The sequence below is a fragment of the Pseudomonas phoenicis genome (genome assembly GCF_047302395.1).
GTDB lineage: Bacteria > Pseudomonadota > Gammaproteobacteria > Pseudomonadales > Pseudomonadaceae > Aquipseudomonas.
In genome coordinates this window covers 1,793,350-1,812,462 of record NZ_CP154852.1, presented here as the reverse complement: position 1 = coordinate 1,812,462, position 19,113 = coordinate 1,793,350, and the positions used below count along the sequence as shown (strand labels likewise).

16 protein-coding genes are annotated in these 19,113 nt (G+C 64.3%); 5 read left to right on the top strand and 11 right to left on the bottom strand.

Translation table 11 applies throughout. From position 1 onward, the window contains the following. The first annotated feature begins 177 nt into the window (after positions 1-177). The 3 genes from AA0Z93_RS08200 (at position 178) to AA0Z93_RS08190 (ending at position 4,394) form a co-directional block, all read left to right on the top strand. The gene (locus AA0Z93_RS08200) at positions 178-1,836 is read left to right on the top strand and encodes a Na/Pi cotransporter family protein (RefSeq protein ID WP_413045587.1); all 1,659 of its coding nucleotides are present in this window, start codon (positions 178-180) and stop codon (positions 1,834-1,836) included. 33 nt (positions 1,837-1,869) lie between these two features. Continuing rightward, entirely contained in the window at positions 1,870-3,291 is a 1,422-nt protein-coding gene (locus AA0Z93_RS08195) for a M16 family metallopeptidase (RefSeq protein WP_413045588.1), read from the top strand. Positions 3,292-3,365: 74 nt separating this feature from the next. Beyond that, a complete protein-coding gene (locus tag AA0Z93_RS08190; RefSeq protein WP_413045589.1) occupies positions 3,366-4,394 on the top strand; it encodes a DUF5924 family protein in 1,029 nt (342 codons plus the stop codon). Here the strand turns inward: AA0Z93_RS08190 and AA0Z93_RS08185 are convergent. The 6 genes from AA0Z93_RS08185 to AA0Z93_RS08160 form a co-directional block, all read right to left on the bottom strand. Next, complete coding sequence (locus tag AA0Z93_RS08185; RefSeq protein ID WP_413045590.1) at positions 4,376-5,605, bottom strand: nucleoside recognition domain-containing protein; 1,230 nt, start codon at positions 5,603-5,605, stop codon at positions 4,376-4,378. The two genes, AA0Z93_RS08190 and AA0Z93_RS08185, sit on opposite strands and share 19 nt — an antisense overlap. A 182-nt stretch (positions 5,606-5,787) precedes the next feature. After that, a complete protein-coding gene (gene gltP / locus AA0Z93_RS08180; RefSeq protein WP_413045591.1) occupies positions 5,788-7,134 on the bottom strand; it encodes a glutamate/aspartate:proton symporter GltP in 1,347 nt (448 codons plus the stop codon). Positions 7,135-7,886: 752 nt separating this feature from the next. Then, complete coding sequence (locus AA0Z93_RS08175) at positions 7,887-8,324, bottom strand: inhibitor of vertebrate lysozyme family protein (RefSeq protein ID WP_413045592.1); 438 nt, start codon at positions 8,322-8,324, stop codon at positions 7,887-7,889. Continuing rightward, positions 8,321-8,488, bottom strand: a complete 168-nt coding sequence (locus AA0Z93_RS08170) for a DUF1328 domain-containing protein (protein ID WP_296267240.1) — start codon at positions 8,486-8,488, stop codon at positions 8,321-8,323. The genes AA0Z93_RS08175 and AA0Z93_RS08170 overlap by 4 nt, the downstream gene beginning before the upstream one ends. 44 nt (positions 8,489-8,532) lie before the next feature. Continuing rightward, positions 8,533-8,829 (bottom strand): hypothetical protein, encoded by a 297-nt coding sequence (locus AA0Z93_RS08165; protein WP_296267238.1) that lies wholly within the window; start codon positions 8,827-8,829, stop codon positions 8,533-8,535. Between the two features lie 190 nt (positions 8,830-9,019). Then, positions 9,020-9,835, bottom strand: coding sequence for a BON domain-containing protein (locus AA0Z93_RS08160; RefSeq protein WP_413045593.1), 816 nt, complete (start codon positions 9,833-9,835; stop codon positions 9,020-9,022). A gap of 220 nt (positions 9,836-10,055) precedes the next feature. Here AA0Z93_RS08160 and algB point away from each other — a divergent pair, with 220 nt between their 5' ends. Continuing rightward, positions 10,056-11,402 (top strand): sigma-54-dependent response regulator transcription factor AlgB, encoded by a 1,347-nt coding sequence (gene algB / locus AA0Z93_RS08155; RefSeq protein WP_296267233.1) that lies wholly within the window; start codon positions 10,056-10,058, stop codon positions 11,400-11,402. After that, on the top strand, positions 11,399-13,177 hold the full coding sequence (locus AA0Z93_RS08150; RefSeq protein ID WP_413045594.1) for a KinB sensor domain-containing domain: 1,779 nt from the start codon (positions 11,399-11,401) through the stop codon (positions 13,175-13,177). Before algB ends, AA0Z93_RS08150 begins: the two co-directional genes overlap by 4 nt. A 143-nt stretch (positions 13,178-13,320) precedes the next feature. Here AA0Z93_RS08150 and AA0Z93_RS08145 read toward each other — a convergent pair whose 3' ends face one another. The 5 genes from AA0Z93_RS08145 to AA0Z93_RS08125 all read right to left on the bottom strand — a co-directional run bounded on the left by AA0Z93_RS08145 (position 13,321) and on the right by AA0Z93_RS08125 (position 18,860). Beyond that, positions 13,321-14,097, bottom strand: coding sequence for an N-acetylmuramoyl-L-alanine amidase (locus AA0Z93_RS08145; RefSeq protein ID WP_413045595.1), 777 nt, complete (start codon positions 14,095-14,097; stop codon positions 13,321-13,323). Positions 14,098-14,157: 60 nt separating this feature from the next. Further along, positions 14,158-16,386 (bottom strand): diguanylate cyclase, encoded by a 2,229-nt coding sequence (locus tag AA0Z93_RS08140; RefSeq protein WP_413045596.1) that lies wholly within the window; start codon positions 16,384-16,386, stop codon positions 14,158-14,160. 165 nt (positions 16,387-16,551) lie between these two features. After that, positions 16,552-17,427, bottom strand: coding sequence for an endonuclease/exonuclease/phosphatase family protein (locus AA0Z93_RS08135; RefSeq protein WP_413045597.1), 876 nt, complete (start codon positions 17,425-17,427; stop codon positions 16,552-16,554). Between the two features lie 11 nt (positions 17,428-17,438). Then, positions 17,439-18,074, bottom strand: a complete 636-nt coding sequence (gene dsbA / locus AA0Z93_RS08130) for a thiol:disulfide interchange protein DsbA (RefSeq protein ID WP_413045598.1) — start codon at positions 18,072-18,074, stop codon at positions 17,439-17,441. 168 nt (positions 18,075-18,242) lie between these two features. Next, positions 18,243-18,860: a c-type cytochrome gene (locus AA0Z93_RS08125; RefSeq protein ID WP_413045599.1), complete on the bottom strand. Its 618-nt coding sequence runs from the start codon at positions 18,858-18,860 to the stop codon at positions 18,243-18,245. Between the last annotated feature and the right edge of the window lie 253 nt (positions 18,861-19,113).

Below are 19,113 nucleotides of genomic sequence, written 5' to 3'. Positions count from 1 at the left end.
CGATGCGGCCTCCACCGCCGCAAATGTTTCAAATATATTTCAGCCATGCCAAGCTGGCAGCCATTGCCCAAGGCAACTACAGCTTGAGTGAGACCTGCCAGAATCGCCCGTCCAGGGCCAGGCTCACCGCGTCATCCATTGGCCCGCTCAGGGCATCGTTCGAAGGGGGGCTTGCCCATGCTGACCCTGCTCAACCTGCTATCGGCCGTCACCCTGTTGGTGTGGGGCACGCACATCGTGCGCACCGGCATCCTGCGGGTGTACGGCTCCAACCTGCGCCGGGTGATCGGCCAGAACATGGACAAACGTCCGCTGGCGTTCATCGCCGGCATCGTGGTCACGGCCATGGTGCAGAGCAGCAACGCCACGGCGATGCTGGTCACCTCGTTCGTCAGCCAGGGCCTGATGGCCATGACCCCGGCGCTGGTGATCATGCTCGGTGCCGACGTGGGCACGGCGCTGATGGCCCGGGTGTTGACCTTCGACCTGTCGTGGCTGTCGCCGCTGCTGATCTTCGTGGGGGTGATCTTCTTCCTGTCGCGCAAGCAGACGCGCATCGGCCAGATGGGCCGTGTAGCGATCGGCCTGGGGCTGATCATCCTGGCGCTGGAGCTGATCGTGCAGGCCGCAGCGCCCATCACCCAGGCGCAAGGCGTGCGTGTGCTGTTCGCCTCGCTGACCGGCGACATCCTGCTCGACGCCCTGGTCGGTGCGCTGTTCGCCATGATCTCGTATTCCAGCCTGGCCGCCGTGCTGCTGACCGCGACGCTCGCCGGCTCGGAGCTGATCAGCCTGCCGGTAGCCATCGGTCTGGTGGTCGGCGCCAACATCGGCAGTGGTCTGCTGGCCTTCATCAGTGCGCGCATGCAGCACACCGCTGGGCGCCGCGTGGCCCTGGGCAGCCTGCTGTACAAGCTGATCGGCCTGGTGCTGATCATCCCTGTGCTCAACCCGTTGGTGGGCTGGATGGACAGCCTGAGCTACAGCCCCCAGGAACTGGTGATCGGCTTCCATCTGCTCTACAACACCCTGCGCTGCCTGCTGATGCTGCCCACGGTGAAGTACATGGGGCGCATCTGCGACACCCTGCTGCCCGAGCAGGACAGCGGCGACAGCCAGACCCTGCCGCGCCACCTCGACCCTTCGGCCCTGGAAACGCCCAGCCTGGCCCTGGCCAACGCGGCGCGGGAAACCTTGCGCCTGGGCGACATCGTCGACAACCTGCTGACCGCCATGCTCGGCGCGCTGCGCGGCACCCAGCCGGCAATGGCCCCACGGGTAAGGGCCTTGGGCGAAGACGCTGATGCGCTGTACAGCGCCATCAAGCTGTATCTGGCGCAGATGAGCCGCGAAGATCTCAGCGAGCACGACAACCGGCGCTGGGCCGAAATCATCGAGCTGGCGATCAACCTCAAGCTGTCCAGCGACCTGATCGAACGCATGCTGCGCAAGGTCCAGCAGCAGAAGACCAGCCAGCGCCGCGAGTTCTCCGCCGTGGGCCTGGACGAGCTGACCGGCTTGCAGGAGCAGCTGCTGGCCAACCTGCGCCTCGGCCTCTCGGTATTCCTCAGCGCCGATCCGGAAAGCGCGCGCCTGCTGCTGCGCGAAAAGCGCCGTTTCCGTGCCCAGGAAAGGCGTTTGGCCCACGCCCATGTCAGCCGTCTGCAGCGCAAGGTGGTGCAAAGCCTGGAGACCAGTTCGCTGCACCTGGAGCTGATCGCCGACATGAAGCGTTTGAACTCTTTGTTCTGCAGCAGTGCCTATGTGGTACTGGGCGGCTCGGATACCGGCGGGCTGCTGCTCGACAACGAGGCCGAGGAGCCCCGTCAAGCCTGAACCCGCTCATCTCGGAGAGTGCCGGACCTGCCCATGCGTTACCTGATGTTCGTCTGCCTGTTGCTCGCCGCCTTGCCATCACTGGCGCTCGACCGCTCCCAGGTCGAAGGCTACTTGTTGCCCAATGGCCTGCAGGTGATTCTGAAATCGGGTTACGAGCGCGACCATGTGTCGATCCGCTTGGTGGTCGGCGTGGGCCTGGACGACTTCCCTTGCGAGCAGCGCGAGCTGCCGCACTTGATCGAACACTTGCTGTTCAGCGGCATCGACGCATCCGGCGAAGGCGGTCTCGAGGAGCGCCTGCAAGCGCTGGGCGGCGAATGGAACGCCTTCACCAGCAGCGCCGACACCACGTTCGTCATCGAGGCCCCGGCGCGTAATCAACGCAAGGTGCTCGACCTGCTGCTGGCGATCGTGCGCGACACACACATCGACGCCAAAGCGCTGGCCACCGCCAAAGCCATCATCGAACGCGAGGACGGCGGCCATTACGGCCATCTGCAGCGCTGGTTGGACCGCCAGGACATCGGCCAGCGCGCCACCGAACAGGTGGCGCAGGAGTTGGGCCTCAAATGCCCGGAACGCTCCGACGTGACCGATTTCAGCCTGGAGCAGGTCACGCAGGCGCGCGAGCACTGGTACGCCGCCAACAACATGACCCTGATCGTCGTCGGCGGCCTGGACAAGCTGCTACCCGCCTACCTGGAGCGCACCTTCGCCGAACTGCCGGCCACCGAACCCGGCGAGCGTCGCGATCTGGACACCATCACCCATCAGGCCGAGGCCAGGCGCACGCTCAACCGGGGCTGGCTGGGCGACACCGCCAAACTGAGCTGGCTATTCATCGAACCGGTACTCGATACCGACCATGACCAGACCCTGGAGCTGCTGTCGCGCTATCTGGACTGGGCGTTGTATCAGCAGCTGCGCCTGCGCCACGGGCTGTCCTATGGCCCCTCGGTGAAGCGCGAAAGCTACGGCGACAGCGGCATGCTCAGCCTCACCGCGGACCTGGAGCGCGACGACGTCGATGCGGCCGTCAGCGCTTTCGAAGCGCTGTTCGAGCAACTGCGCAAGGACGGGCTCGACCCTGCCACCTTCGCCCGCATCAAGGAAGCGGCCATCGCCCGGGAAAGCTGGACCACCCAGGGCAACAGCGCCCTGGCCGACTATTACTGGGGCGGGCTCAACAACTATGAAGACGGTCGCTACAAAGACCCGATCGCCGCACTGCGCAAGGTCAGCCTCAAAGAAACCAACGCCGCCTTGGCGCAATTGCTCAAGTCCCCAGGCTACCTACGCATCGAGCAGCCGTTACTGGGGTACGACGGCCTGTATGGCTGGATCGGCCTGCTGCTGGCCTTGATGCTGCTACCGGCCCTGGCCATCGGTCTTTTGCGCCGCCGGCGACGCCAACCGGCGCCCCGCCCCAGCGGCGCTACACGGCAACGATGATTCGGCGCTATCCTTCGGCCAGCGTCGGCACTCGCGCCGACGCAGCTCTTCTTTCAGGGTCTTGTCGCTAACCCATGCTGCCCATTCCTCGCCTCGTGCAACGCGTCATCGAACTGCTCAAACGCTACCCTGGCGTGATCGCCTTGGGCGGCTTCCTGTCGGGTATCGGCAGCTTCATTCTGGTCGACCGCCAGGCCAGCCTGGCGAGCTGGATCGCCATCGTGCTGCTGGTCAGCTGGGTCTGGCTGATGCTGGAGAACAGCCTGACCAAACTGTTCGCACGCCTGTTCAAGCGCGAGATCCCTCAGCCGCTGCTGCGCTACGCGACGCAGATGATCCACCAGGAAAGCCTGTTCTTCGTATTGCCGTTCTTCTTCGTCACCACTACCTGGAACAGCGGCCAGTCGGTGTTCACCGGGCTGCTGGCGGCTGCGGGGCTGATCTCCATCGTCGATCCGCTGTACTACCGCTGGCTGGCGCCACGGCGCTGGCTGTTCATGGCGCTGCACATGCTGACGCTGTTCGCCGCCCTGCTCACCGCCTTGCCGATCATCCTGCACCTGACCACCGCGCAAAGCTTCAAGCTGGCTCTGGTGGCCGCCATGGCGCTGTCCTTCCCCAGCCTGGTCAGCAGCTTTCCGATCAACAACTGGCGCAATGCCGTGGCGTTGGTGACGATCACCCTGGCGGTGGGCGCTGGGGGCTGGCTGTTACGTTCGTGGGTGCCGCCGGCGACGCTGTGGATGACCGAGGTGGCCGTCAGCACCCAGGTCAACAACCGCGAGCCGGGCGACTCGCTCAAGGAGGTACCGGCCAGCCGCATCGGCGGCAATGGTTTGTACGCCTACACCTCGATCAATGCGCCGCGCGGGCTCAACGAACGCATCTACCACGTGTGGCAGAAGGACGGTAAAGAAGTCGACCGCATCGCCCTGGACATCCGCGGCGGGCGCAAGGAAGGCTACCGCGCCTGGAGCCACAAGCAGAATTTCCCACCCGACCCGGTCGGCCGCTGGCAGGTGCGGGTACTGACCGAAGACGGCCAGGTGATCGGCGTGCTGCGCTTCAAGGTGATCGCCGACGCTCAGGCGAAGAACCAGTAGCACACGCAGATCGCCGCCACCACGCCGCACAACTCGGCCAGCAAGGCGCAGCCCACGGCATGGCGTACGCGCTGGATGCCGACCGCGCCGAAATACACCGCCAGCACGTAGAAGGTGGTTTCCGTACTGCCCTGGATGGTCGCGGCCACCAGCGCCGGGAAACTGTCCACACCTTGAGCCTGCATGGTCTCGATCATCATCGCCCGTGCCGCGCTGCCGGAGAACGGCTTGACCAGCGCCGTGGGCAGGCCGTCGACGAAACGCGTATCCAGGCCCATCCAGCCGACCGCATGGCGGATGCCGTCCAAGGCCAGCTCCAGGGCGCCGGAAGCGCGCAGTACGCCGACGGCAACCAGCATGGCCACCAGGTACGGCAACAGGCTCTTGGCCACGTCGAAGCCCTCTTTGGCGCCTTCGACGAACACTTCGTACACCTGGACCCGCTTCAGCGCACCGATCACCAGAAAGGTGACGATCACCCCGAACAGCGTGAGGTTGCCCAGGATCGACGACAGGCTGGCCAGCGCCGCGGCCGACAGGGTGCCGAGAAAGGCCATGAAGCCGCCCAGCAGCAAGGCGCCGGGGATCATGTAAGCCAGCACCACCGGGTCCCATAGGCGCAGGCGCTGCATGACCGCCACCGACAGCAGGCCCACCAGGGTCGAGACGCTGGTGGCCAGCAGAATCGGCAGGAAGACCATGGTCGGATCGGGCGCGCCTTGCTGGGCGCGGTACATGAAGATGGTCACCGGCAGCAAGGTCAGCGAGGAGGCGTTGAGCACCAGGAAGAGGATTTGCGCGTTGCTCGCCGTGGTGCTGCTGGGGTTGAGCTCCTGCAGGGCACGCATGGCCTTCAGGCCGATGGGCGTGGCGGCGTTGTCCAGGCCCAGGCCGTTGGCGGCGAAGTTCATGGTGATCAGGCCCAGCGCCGGATGCCCCTTGGGCACCTCCGGCATGAGCCGGGCGAACAGCGGCCCGAGCACCTTGGCCAGCCATTCGACGATGCCGGCCTTTTCCGCGATCTTCAAGAAGCCCAGCCACAAGGTCAGGGTGCCGAACAGCAGAATCACCACTTCCACCGACAGCTTGGCCATGGCGAAGATGCTTTCCACCATGGCCGCGAAAATCCCGGCGTTGCCGCCGATCAGCCACTGCCCCAAGGCGGAGATGGCGCCTACCAGGAAAAAGCCGAGCCACAGGCCGTTGAGCATTTACGAGTCTCCCTGGAAAAAGTGCGCATCATAGCGCAGTCGCCACCACCACCGGGGCACGCGCCTGTCGCCATCGGCATGGCACGGAAAAGCCCCGATGGGACGTCACGGTTCGGACGAACGAACGCTGTGACGACCCACCGGGGCTTTTCAGAATGCGGGCGAACCCGCACAGAGGTGGCTTACTGCTTTACCGCCTGCGAGGAGCGGGTGGCGGCGCCGGTCGCAACTTGCTTACCGGCCATGTGCGGCAGCGAGTTGTAGTACGCCTCGCCTTTGGCCGAGTCGTACATGCCTTCCCAACGGGCGATGACCAGGGCGGCCAAGGCGTTGCCGATCACGTTCAAGGCGGTGCGCGCCATGTCCATGATGCGGTCGACGCCGGCGATGAAAGCCAGGCCCTCCAACGGAATGCCCACGCTGCCCAGGGTCGCCAGCAGCACCACGAAGGATACGCCCGGCACGCCGGCGATGCCCTTGGAGGTGACCATCAGGGTCAGCACCAGCAGCAGTTGCTGGCCGATCGACAGGTCGATGCCGTACAGCTGCGCGATGAACAGGGCGGCGATGCTCTGGTACAGGGTCGAGCCGTCGAGGTTGAACGAGTAGCCGGTGGGCACCACGAAGCTGCACACCGACTTCGGCGCGCCGTAGGCTTCCATCTTCTCGATCACCCGTGGCAGCACGGTTTCCGAACTCGAGGTGGAGTAGGCCAGGATCAGCTCGTCTTTCATGATGCGCATGATCTTGATCACCGAGAAGCCGAACAGGCGCGCCACCAGGCCCAGCACCATGAAGGCGAAGAAGGCGATGGCGAAGTACACCAGCACCACTAGCTTGGCCAGCGGCAGCAGGGAGGCGAAGCCGAAGTTGGCCACCGTCACCGCGATCAGCGCGAATACACCGATGGGGGCGTAGTTCATGATCATGTGGGTGACCTTGAACATGGTTTCCGATACGCCCTGGAAGGTGCGAACCAGCGGCTCGCGCAGGTCGCTCGGCAAACTCGACAGGCCCATGCCGAACAGCACCGAGAAGAAGATGATCGGCAGCATTTCGCCACGCATCAGCGAGGCGAAGATGTTCGACGGGATGAGGTTGAGCAGCGTCTCGACGAAGGCATGCTCATGTTGCACCTCGGCTGCGGTGGCCTGGTACTTGGAGATGTCTACGGTGCCCAGGGTACTCATGTCGATGCCGGTGCCCGGGTGGAAGACGTTGGCCAGCACCAGACCGACGACGATGGCCAGGGTGGTGACGATTTCGAAATAGACGATGGTCTTCAGGCCGATCCGGCCAAGTTTCTTGCTGTCGCCCACACCGGCGATACCGACGATCAGCGAGGAGACCACGATGGGCACCACGATCATCTTGATCAGGCGAATGAAGATGTCACCGGCCGGTTGCAGGACGTTGCTGATCCACCATGCCTTTTCTGCACTGAAATGATTCAGCACCGCACCGATCGCAACACCCAGCACCAGGCCGATGACGATCTGCCAGGCAAGGCTCAGTTTTGCCTTCTTCATGTCGTTACCCTTTGTTGTAGTGGACATGGGCGCCGGCTGGAAACACCCGTGCCAGAGCCATCTGGCCGGGTCACGAGTAAGCTGCTGCTCCGTTGGGCGGGCTCCATGAGAGATCACCGCAGGCGGCCGGGTCGTGGCTCGCTCCCGCGAAAAGGCCGCAACTATTGCCACGGTGGGCAGACCAGTCTAATGCCGGAAACGATTACCCCATGCCGAATCGGCATAAGCAAATGTGCTCGAAAATCGGCTTTTTGGAAGGTTTGGGGACGCTGTTCGGATTACCGAACAGGTACGGAGAGTCGCATGGCGAACGTTCAGGCGAGATGGCGGAAAGCGTACGCTGCTTGTTCGACAATCCGAATGGTCGTCGAGCCGCAGAAGAAGGGATGCGAATGGAGCGAAAAAAATCGATGTGTGGCAGGAAAAAATCTCTGATCGGACCTTTCCTACTCAAACGCTACACAGCGTCGATTGAGTTTGTGCCGATTATTGGAGCTTCGGAGGTCAGGTCTGCCTGCGGCTATGACCTGAACCATCCGATGCTGCCTTTCCTGACCCGGCCCTTTACGGAGGCACTCCCTGTACCCCTAGGCCACTCCGGCTCAGCCACCGCCAGAACAGCCCGACCCCCTGGTCATGTGCCGCACCTCACCGGTGCGGCGCATCATGGAAGCTAAAACGTTAAGGAAGTTCCGCTTCCAAATGATTACAGCGGGCGGTCGCAGTGCTTAGGCCGGCAACCGCCCTGGTCTTCAAAGCTGCTCGCGCAGCAGGGCTTTCATGCCTTCGTCGGGCTTGCCGATCCAGCGGTAATTCACCTCGCTGCTGGGCGATACCGCTTTCGGGCCCTCGACGAGCAAACCGTATGCGTCGTCTTTGTCCCAGCTGAACGCTGCGACCAAGCGTTTCGAGGCGCACGTCTCCTGGGTCTCGCAAAGCGAGCCGACCAGGTATCTGTCACCTTCTTCGATCACAGCCGACATCTGTTGCTGAGTATTGCCCGACAGGTTGACCACCCAGTCCGGCAACCGCTCCTGATTGTCGATGGCATCCTTCCAGGCCTCACGGTACTCGGCATCCGAGCCGAGCAACTGGTTCAGGTACACCTGGCCGTCGTTGGCCGCGAACACGGCTGAACCGCTACCCAACAACAGGGCAGCGGCCAGCGTGCGCTTGAGCAAGGTCTTCATGGACGGCCACGGCCTCGGCCGAAGAAGAACGAAGCGACGAACAGCACCAGGAAAAGGATGAACAGGATCTTGGCGATCCCTGTGGCGGCGCCAGCGACTGCTACGAAACCGAAGTAACCGGCAATGATGGCGATGATCAAGAAGGTAATGGCCCAACTCAGCATGGTGATTCTCCTATCTGTCTTTATGAGATCAGTGAGTCGGGCCTTCAGAAGACCCAACGTTCCTGAGGAACTACGGTGTCGATGGTGGCAGGCGAAGCCTTGGCTTGCGGTGCTTGGGTCGGCGTCTCGGCAGCCTGTACCAGCGACTGGGTGCGAGTGGCCTGGATCTTGGCGAGCAGAGCGGTTTGCGCGGCGACCTGGTCGGCCAGACGGGCCGTCTGCACGCTGTGGTAGAACTGGCCGGCGACCACCGTCAGTACCAGCGCGACGCCAAGCAGCAGGAGCTTGCCCATGGGCAAGGTGTTGGCGGTCTGCTTGGTGTGGGTGGTCTGGCGAGTCATGCCGGCTGCTCCTACTGAAATTTTTCTTTTCGAACGTATCCAGATGATTGCAGCCTGCATGCCAGCTTTTGAAAACAAATAAATTACTTATAAATCAAGGGCTTAACCCACTTCTGAAAAGTTCCCGAGAATGTATCCTGCACGATACCCTCCCAGGGGTCGTGCATTTTGCACGTGCAATCTGCACGGTTCAGCCTTCTACCTTGGTCGACACCTTCAGCATGTCGGCGTCCACGCCGCGCACTCCGACGATTTGCCGGGCGATATCGACCGCGACGGTCTTCAGTGCCTGGCTGACGACATCGCCCGACAACCGCACCATGCCTTCCTCGCTCACCACGCGGATGGTCGCGCCGTCCAGGTTGCGGCTGAAGCGGTAGCTGTTCTGGATCTTGTCGATGATCCAACTGTCGCTGGGCTGGGGTCCGGAGGGAGCGTCGACCGGGGCATTGCGCGCTTCGGCCATGGCGGCGCTGTCCAGGCTGACCAGGTTGTTGGCCAGGTGCACGCCTTCGGTGGTGCGGGCCACCACCCCGGCCAACTCCTTGGCCTCGGCACTGGCGACCCGACCACGCAGGGTCACCACACCGTCACGGCTTTCAACCTCGATCGGCGCCTTTTCCGTCACTCGGCTCCACACCAGACGCGCGCGCACCATGGCTGCCAGCGTCGCGTCGTCCAGGCGTTGCGCATAGGCGCGGGCTTCGAGCGGGTGTTCGACCAGCTCCGGGTTGACCTTCAGTTGGTTGTCGACCTGGGAAATGCCTTTGGTGGCCAACGCCACGCGCTCGGCCAGACCCCGCTCGACCTCGTTCTCGACTTCGCCAGTGAGACGCGCCTGGTCTTCTTCTATGGCGACCTGGATGCTGAATGGATTCAACACACGGTTGAGCGACAGCGCCGTCTGCACGCTGCCTTCCAACCGGGCGTTTTGCACGGGGTCGGCAAGTGCAGTGGCGCTGGCCAGCAGGCCGATGGCGAGGAGGGCGAAAGGGGCGCGCTTCATGTAAATCTCCTGTCGTTTCTAAATATTTTCGAACCGGCGGACGGCGCAACTGCCATGCCATGCGCGGAAATCGCTGAAAAACTTCAAGGTTTCAACGAGTTAGCCAACACACGGGCAACCAGCTAGCATTGCAAACTCCGCATATGTCAGAAAAAGACCATGCAACTTGCCCGATATTTCCGACACTAAGTCTGACTATTCCCAAAGGAGCGTAGGAAAAATGGAATCCGCCCCGGATAACCAAGGCCGCATTCTGCTGGTGGACGACGAATCCGCCATCCTGCGTACCTTCCGCTACTGCCTTGAGGATGAGGGGTACAGCGTCGCCACGGCCAACAGCGCGTCCCAGGCCGAAACCTTGTTGCAGCGCCAGGTGTTCGACCTGTGCTTCCTCGACCTGCGTCTAGGTGAAGACAACGGCTTGGACGTGCTGGCGCAGATGCGCATCCAGGCACCCTGGATGCGTGTAGTGATCGTCACCGCCCACTCGGCGATCGACACTGCCGTCGATGCCATCCAGGCCGGCGCTGCCGACTACCTGGTCAAACCCTGCAGCCCGGACCAACTGCGCCTGGCCACCGCCAAGCAACTGGAAGTGCGTCAGCTGTCGGCGCGCCTGGAAGCGTTGGAAGGCGAGGTGCGCAAGCCCAAAGACGGTCTCGACTCGCACAGCCCGGCCATGATGGTGGTGCTGGAAACCGCGCGTCAGGTGGCCATTACCGATGCCAACATCCTCATTCTGGGCGAGTCGGGTACCGGCAAAGGCGAGCTGGCTCGCGCCATCCACGGTTGGAGCAAGCGCGCGCGCAAGTCGTGCGTGACCATCAACTGCCCGTCGTTGACCGCAGAACTGATGGAAAGCGAACTGTTCGGCCACAGCCGCGGGGCGTTCACCGGCGCCAGCGAAAGCACCCTGGGCCGGGTCAACCAGGCCGACGGCGGCACGCTGTTCCTCGACGAGATCGGCGATTTCCCGCTGACCCTGCAACCCAAGCTGCTGCGCTTCATCCAGGACAAGGAATACGAACGCGTGGGCGACCCGGTCACTCGCCGCGCCGATGTACGCATTCTGGCCGCGACCAACCTCAACCTCGAGGAGATGGTGCGCGAAGGGCGTTTCCGCGAAGACCTGCTGTATCGCCTGAACGTCATCACCCTGCACCTGCCGCCGCTGCGCGAACGCAGCGAAGACATCCTGACCCTGGCCGAGCGTTTCCTGGCGCGCTTCGTCAAGGACTACTCGCGCCCGGCCCGCGGCTTCTCCGACGAGGCCCGTGCGGCGCTGCTCAACTACCGCTGGCCGGGCAACATCCGGGAACTGCGCAACGTCATCGAGCGTGCCAGCATCATCTGCCCGCAAGAGCGGGTCGAGGTGAGCCACCTGGGCATGGGCGAACAGCCCACGGGCAACGCGCCTCGCGTGGGTGCGGCCTTGAGCCTGGACGAACTGGAGCGCGCCCACATCGGCGCGGTGCTGGCCACCAGCGACACCCTGGACCAAGCGGCCAAGACCTTGGGCATCGATGCCTCGACGCTGTACCGCAAGCGCAAGCAGTACAACCTGTGAAGTGGACGATGAAGTTGCGCACGCGGATGTTCCTCAGCATCTCGGCGCTGATCACCGTGGCCTTGCTGGGCCTGCTGCTGGGGCTGGTGAGCGTGGTGCAGATGGCCTCGATGCAGGAGCGCCTGCTGAGCGACACCCGCCATGTCCTGGAACTGGGCGTGAAGCTGCGGCAGAACCTCGGCGAGCAGTTGAGCCAGATCCTCGACGAATCGCCCAACCGGGAAAGCCTCGGCGACCTGCAAACGCAGTTCCAGCAGTTGGTGGACCAAGGTTTGCAAGAGGACGGAGGGCGCAGCGGCCTGGAACAGGTCCGCAGCAGCTACCTGGGTTTTCTCCAGGCCTATCGGCAAAGCGCCACGCCATGGCGCGAGATGGGGCTGGAACAGCCGTTGGGTATGGCCTTCGACGGCGTGCGGCGTAGCCTAATCGCCTCCAGCACCAAAGCCCTGGACGAAATCAACCGCAGCGAAGAACGCAACCACGACCAGGCTTGGCTGGTCGGCGGTGTGCTGGGCCTGATGGGCCTGGCCGTGCTAGTACTGGGGTTCATTACGGCGCACAGCATCGCCCGGCGCTTCGGCTTGCCCATCGAGGCCTTGGCGCGCGCGGCCGATCAGGTCGGGCGTGGCAATTTCGACGTGACCCTGCCGATCGCCCAAGGCAGTGAGATGCACCAGCTGACCCGCCGCTTCGGGCTGATGGCCGATGCCCTGCGCAAACACCAGGCCACCAACATCGACGAGCTGCTGGCCGGCCAGCAACGCTTGCAGGCGGTGCTCGACAGCATCGACGACGGCTTGCTGATCATCGACCCGCAGGGCTGCCTGGCGCATCTCAACCCCGTGGCCCAGCGCCAGCTGGGCTGGGACAGCGGCCGTATCGGCACTCCGCTGGAAGAGGCCCTGGAGCGTCCCGAGCTGCAGCAGCAACTGCGCCAGGTGCTGCGCGGCGGCAACCTGGACCGGCCGCCCGACGACCTGAGTTTCGAGATCGACGAAGACACGCGCCTGCTCAGTTACAGCCTGACCCCGGTCAGCCACCCGCAAGGGCCGATCCTGGGTGCGGTCATGGTGCTGCGCGACGTGACCGAGCAACGCGCCTTCGAACGGGTGCGCAGCGAGTTCGTGCTGCGTGCCTCCCACGAACTGCGCACGCCGATCACCGGCATGCACATGGCCTTCGGCCTGTTCCGCGAACGCATCAAGTTTCCCGCCGATACCCGCGAGAGCGATCTGCTCGACACCATCGGCGAGGAAATGCAGCGCCTGACCCAACTGATCAACGACCTGTTGAATTTCTCCCGCTACCAGAACGGCTTGCAGAAACTGGACGTGGCGCCGTGCGACGTCGAAACCCTACTGGCGCGCGCGCACGAGCGTTTCCAGGCGTCGGCCAGCGACAAGCGCATCGAGCTGGTGATCGACATGGAGCTGCCGTTGCCGCGCATTCAGGCCGACGTCGGCCAGCTCGACCGGGTGCTGGACAACCTGCTGCACAACGCCATCCGCCATACCCCGAGCGATGGGCACATCCGTCTGCACGCGCGGCGGCACGCCGAGCGGGTGATCATCAGTGTCGAGGACAGCGGCGAGGGCATCGCCTATGGCCAGCAGGGGCGGATCTTCGAGCCGTTCGTGCAGGTGGGGCGCAAGAAAGGCGGCGCGGGCCTGGGCCTGGCCCTGTGCAAGGAAATCGTGCAGTTGCACGGTGGCCGCATGGGTGTATTTTCGCGTCCCGGCCAAGGCACCCAGTTCTATATGGCACTGCCGGTTTGAAGTGAAGCGGTGGGGTTCGCAAAGGCCCCACCCACGCCCCCTCGCTCGACGCCGCTCAATCCGACCGCCGCTACGGCCATCAGGCCGATGGCCCCGCTGAGCAGGTGGAAGCCCCTCGCACCCCATACTCGCAACATGGCGCCTCAGCGCGTGCGGTTGAGCACCTGCAGCATGGCGGCGGTCTGCGCGTCGGGTTGACCGTCGAAGCGTTGAGGACGGAAGCGCATCTGGAACGCGGCCAGCACGTGGCGGGTGGCCTCGTCCAGCTCGCCGGTCTGCGACACGGCATAGCCGAAGCGGACCAGTTGTTGCTGATACCAGGCGATCGACGGCGGGTTGCTGGCGAACCAGGCTTGCTGCTGGGCCACCGCATTGGCATCGGGCCAGACACCGAGGCCGGCGTCGGCCAGGCGCTTCCAAGGGAACAACGGTCCCGGATCCTGTTTGCGCAGCGGTGCGATGTCGCTGTGCCCGACGATGTAGCGCGGCTGGATGCCATTGCGCTTGACGATGTCCTTGAGCAGGGCGATCAGCGACTGGATCTGCGCCTCGCTGTAGGGGTGCCAGACGCGGCCCTGTGGTGTGTCGGTGAAGCCTGGGTTGACGATCTCGATGCCGATGGAGGTGGAGTTGAGCCAGGTGCGGCCGTCCCACTGGCTGTCGCCGGCGTGCCAGGCGCGGCGGCTTTCGTCGACCAGCTGGTAGACCGTGGCCGGGCCGTCGCCGATCAGGTAGTGGCTGCTGACTTCGCCGTGGGTCAGCAGCGCCAGCGAGCGCTCCAGGGAAGCGTTGGTGTAGTGCAGGACGACGAATTGGATACGGTTGTCCTGGTTCGCCGAGACGTGGTCGCGGTCGATGCGCAGGCCGGTGGAGCAACCGGCCAGGAGCAGGAGCAGCAGGGAGGTGAACAGGGCTTTCATGGCTTGGCGTAGGCCTGCAGAGGTCAGGGCGCACTAGCATAGCGCAAGCCTGCGCGTCGCTCAGCCCTGTTCCACACGGTTGCGGCCCTGGGCCTTGGCCCGGTACAGCGCCTTGTCGGCGCGGCCCAGCACCGCTTCGCCAGACTCCCCCGAACGGAACACGCTGCAACCGATCGACGTGGTGATGGTGACCGGCTCGCTCTTGAAGTGGAACGGGCAGGCTTCGACCGCCGCGCGCAGGCTTTGCAATTGCTGCATGGCTTGTTCCAGCGGGGTCTGCGGGAGTAGCAGAACGAATTCCTCGCCACCGAAACGCGCCATGAAATCGCTCCCACGCAGACGCTTGCGCAACACGTTGGCGACCAGTTTCAGCACTTTGTCGCCGGCCAGATGGCCGTATCCATCGTTGATGCGCTTGAAGTGATCGAGGTCGAGAATGGCCATCGACAAGTGCCCGCCCCGGGCCTGCCAGACGTGCATCTCCTGGGCCAGGCGCTCGTTCCAGGCGGCACGGTTGGGCAGGCCGGTAAGCGGGTCGATCAAGGCTTTCTGGCGTTGCTCTTCGAGGTGTTCGCGGTAGCCGAGGGCTTCCTGCTCCATGCCCGCCACGCGTGCGGCCAAGCCTTGCAGGCGTTCGGCCAGATCCTGCTCGCGGTGGTCGCGGGCCTGTCGATGCTGGTCGAGGGTGCCGAGTAGGCCTTCGAGCCGGCTATCGAGCACCTGCTTGAGGCTGTCGAGGTCCTGTGCGCCTTGCACGCTGTGCTGCAGGCCGTCGACCTGTTCGCGCAACTGGCTGTCGAGCTGGCGCGCGGCCGTTTGATTGTCGGCATGCCCGGCGCTGGCGTCGCGCAGGTGGGCATGGAAGGCCTCCAGTCGGGCGTTGAGCGCTTGCAGATAGGCTTCGAATTCGTGCTGACCGCTGTCGTTGATCGCCAGCATCAGCACGGCGAGATCGTCGAGGATCGGGATCAGTTCATACCAGTTCAAGCCTCGGGCGACCCGCTCGCGCATGGCCAGGGCCTGGTCCTTGTAGCGCTCGGGCAGGCTGAGGTCGTCGAGCAGGCCGAGCAGGGTGTGCTCGATGTGCGCGGCCACTTGGCTATAGGGCGGCTCGACGGCGTGGGGCAGGGCGTAGAGGGCGTCTTCGCCGCTTGCGTCGGTGAAGGCGTCGGTCAAGGGCGCCAGCGCAACGGTCTGCGCAGGTGCCGGTATGGGCTCGATATCGGCGAGCGACAGTGGCTCGACGGTAGGACTGGACACCACCGATGGCGTTGCAATGGGGGCGAGCGTCGGTTCGGGTTGCGTTGCGGGCTGACTGACCTCGCCAGCATCTTCGTCAGCGGTAGATGCGGTGGGTAATGCCGTAGCCGGGGAGGGTAGATCATCGCTCGCTGCATCGGCGGGCGGGGGCAATGGGGCGGCGCCAGGTGCCGGCGCCGTGACATCCGCATCGAGCGGGGCCGGGGCGGAAGGTTGGGCGCCGGACGCCTTGGCTCGCTCGACGCTCGCGGGTGCGCTGGGAGGCGACGTTGCCGTTACGACAGCAGCCGGCACCGGTTCGGATACAGCCGACCCGGTTACGGCAGTGGGCGTTTTCGCGTCGGGCAAGGCAACGGCGAGCCCTTCGCCAGAGGCCGGCGCAGCGGCTTCGAGTGCAGGCGCAGGCACGGGCGCCAGGGGGGCGACAACTTCGCTGACCTCTGGCGCGGCCACCGCCGCTTGCGCCACGTTCGGCTGCCCAGGCTCCGACGCCGCCGGTTCGGCTTCGCGCGTGCCGAACAGCCGCTGCAAAAAGCCCGGACGCGCCTCGTCCGCCTGTTTGTGCAGCGAGGCCAGGGCGCGCTCCTGCAAACCGCTGAGCTCGCCCAGCAACGGCGGCAGTTCACGGGATTGGCTGACCCCGCCATCGAGCTTCTTGCTGAGCTTTTTCAGGGCCCGCAGCTGTTCGCTTGGCAACGGCAGGCTTTGCAGCTGTTGCACCAGCGAGGTCAACGCCTCGCGCACTTGGTTCATCCGCGTTTCGCGACGGTGTTCGGAGTCGAGCACAGCTTTTTCGAGACGGGGAATGAGCGCGGCCAGACCGCCGTCCATGCTGTCGCTGCGAATGACCTCGCGCATTTCCTTCATGCACTGGTCCACGGCCTGGTCGCTGCCCTCGGCGGCGAGCGAGCTGCGCACCAGCCCTCGACGCAACAGGTCGAGGCGGGCATCCCAGCGACGTTCGAGTTTCTCCTGCTGCTCGAGGCTCTTGAAGTACTTCTCTTTCCAACGCTCGGCGTCGTCTGTCATGCCCAAGGTCCGCGAGGGGAGGGTGGCGGGAGGCGCGTGGCCTGCCGGACCCTGTCTGAAAAGTTCTGAGACGAAGGCCAGGCAAGGCGAAGACCGGTGAGGAAGCGGAGTGTACTGGAGTACATGAGCATTCCGAGCCGGTTTTCAACGCCGCATGGACGAGTATCAGGACTTTTCAGACAGGGTCTGGCTCAAAGCCGGCAGGTTATCCACAGTCAGCGCGTCGGGCAATCGAATCTCCACGGCCACCGGCAGGTGGTCGGAGATCGGTTGGGCCAGCACCTCGACGCGCTCCAGGGCCAGCGAGGGACTGAGCAGGATGTGGTCCAGGCAGCGCTGGGGGCGCCAACTGGGGAAGGTGGCCTCGACCTGGGGTGCGACCAGGCCGAGATCGCGCAGGGGGGAATGTTCGAGCAGGTCGGAGGCATGGGTGTTCATGTCGCCCATCAGCACCTGGTGCCGATAGCCACCGATCAGTTCCCGCACGTAGGCCAGTTGCCGGGCGCGGGTCTTGGCACCGAGCGCGAGGTGCATCATCACCACGATCAAGGCTTCTTCGCCCTCGCCGAAACGCACCAGAATCGCACCGCGCCCGGAAGGCCCGGGCAGCGGGTGGTCTTCGAGCTGCTGCGGTTTGAGCCGGCTGAGCACGCCGTTGCTGTGCTGGGCGAAGCGCCCGAGGTTGCGGTTGAGCTGCTGGTACCAGTAGGGAAAGGCGCCCAGCTGTGCCAGGTGCTCCACTTGGTTGACGTAGCCCGAGCGCAGGCTGCCGCCATCGACTTCCTGCAAGGCCACCAAGTCGAAATCGGCCAGCAGCTGGCCGATCTTCTGCAAGTTGCCGGCGCGCCCGGTGTGCGGCAGCAGGTGTTGCCAGCTGCGGGTCAGGTAGTGCCGGTAGCGCTCGGTGCTGATGCCCACCTGAATGTTGAAGCTGAGCAGCCGCAGGCGACCATCCGCCGGCAGGCCGGTGGCCTGCAGGTGATGCTCGTTGACCTGTGGCTGATGCAGGCCGATACCGCGCAAGGGGCTGGTGCGGCGCATGGCATCGCCACCTACTTGGCGGCGCGCTCCTTGGCGATCAACTGGTCGGCCACGTTCAGCACGCCTTCCGGACCGCCGGCGGTGCCCAGGTCGAAGCGGTACTTGCCATCGACGACCATGCTCGGCACGCCGGTGATTTCATACTTCTTCGCCAGTTCCTTGGCCTGGTTGACCTGGCCCTTGATGGCGAACGAGTTGAAGGTGGCGAGGAACTTGTCCTTGTCGACACCCTGGGTGGCCACGAACTCGGCCATGTCGTTCGGATCGGTCAGGCGCTTGCGCTGGTTCTGGATGGCATCGAACACGGCTGCATGCACCTTGTGCTCGACGCCCATGGCTTCGAGGGTCAGGAACAGTTGGCCGTGGGCGTCCCAAGGGCCGCCGAACATGGCCGGCACGCGCTTGAAGTTGACGTCTTCTGGGAGCTTCTCGACCCAGGGATTGAGGGTCGGCTCGAAGTGGTAGCAGTGCGGGCAGCCGTACCAGAACAGCTCGACCACTTCGATCTTGCCAGGCTGGGAAACGGGAACGGGGTTGCTCAGCTCGATGTATTGCTCGCCTGCCTTGGCAGGTTCCGCGGCCTGGACGCTGGCCATACCGAATACGCTGGCGGCGACCAGCGTGGCGCTGAGAATCAGTTTACGCATGCTTCACTCCTGGGCAGTCATGGGTCGCCTCGTAGCCGACCGTGCTGTGACAGGTCGGGACGGGACGAGTTCTGTAGTGTACCGGCAGCGCGCGGAAAAAGGGTCGGTGACCCAGCCGCCGGACGAGGCCGAACCTGCGGATGCTCGCTGCCGCGCATTAACCCAAGGTTAATGCAGCCCCTGGATGTAGCTGGAAATGGCTTCGATGTCCTTGTTGCTGAGTTTGCTGGCGATCGTGCGCATGGTCATGGCATCGCCGTCGTTGGTGCGGTTGCCTTCGCGGAAGTCGGTGAGCTGCTTGCTCACGTACTGCGCGTGCTGCCCGCTCAGGTGCGGGAAACCGGCCAGGGCCAGCCCCGCGCCATCCGGCGAATGGCAGCCGGTGCAGGCGGGCATGCCCTTGTCCAGGTCGCCGCCGTTGAACAGCGCGCGGCCACGTTCGACCAACTTGGGATCGGCGGCGCCCACCGAGCCCTTCTGGCTGGCGAAATAGGCGGCGATGTCGGCCAGGTCCTGGTCGTCGAAGCCTTCGAGCATGCCGGTCATTTCCAACACCGGGCGCTTGCCGCTCTTGATGTCGTGCAGCTGTTTTTCCAGGTAGCGCTGGCCCTGGCCGGCCAGTTTCGGGAAATTGGGCGCCAGGCTGTTGCCGTCGGGGTTGTGGCAGGCGCCGCACAGAGCGGTCTTGCCCTGGCCTGCGGCGGCATCGCCGGTGATCGGTTGCGCAGCACTGGCTGCACCGGTGACGCCCAGGGTCAACAGCAGACTCGCGAATAGTTTGTTCATCAGCTCATCCAACACGGCTAAGGGTGAAATGTTAGGTATCGGGACTGCCGATCATCCGGAGGATGACCAATCGGTAGTCCTCGGTACTGCAGTCCGTGCACAATCCACACGCGGCATAGCCTTGAAACCCTGGGTGAGCTGCATCACCGATGTCCACGTATCCCGCGTCGGCCGAGGTTCCCGGCCAGCCTGGCAGCCTTTTCGGGTGCCGGCGAGCCTGCTTGGCGTGCGCACCGCACACGTGCGGTTGTAC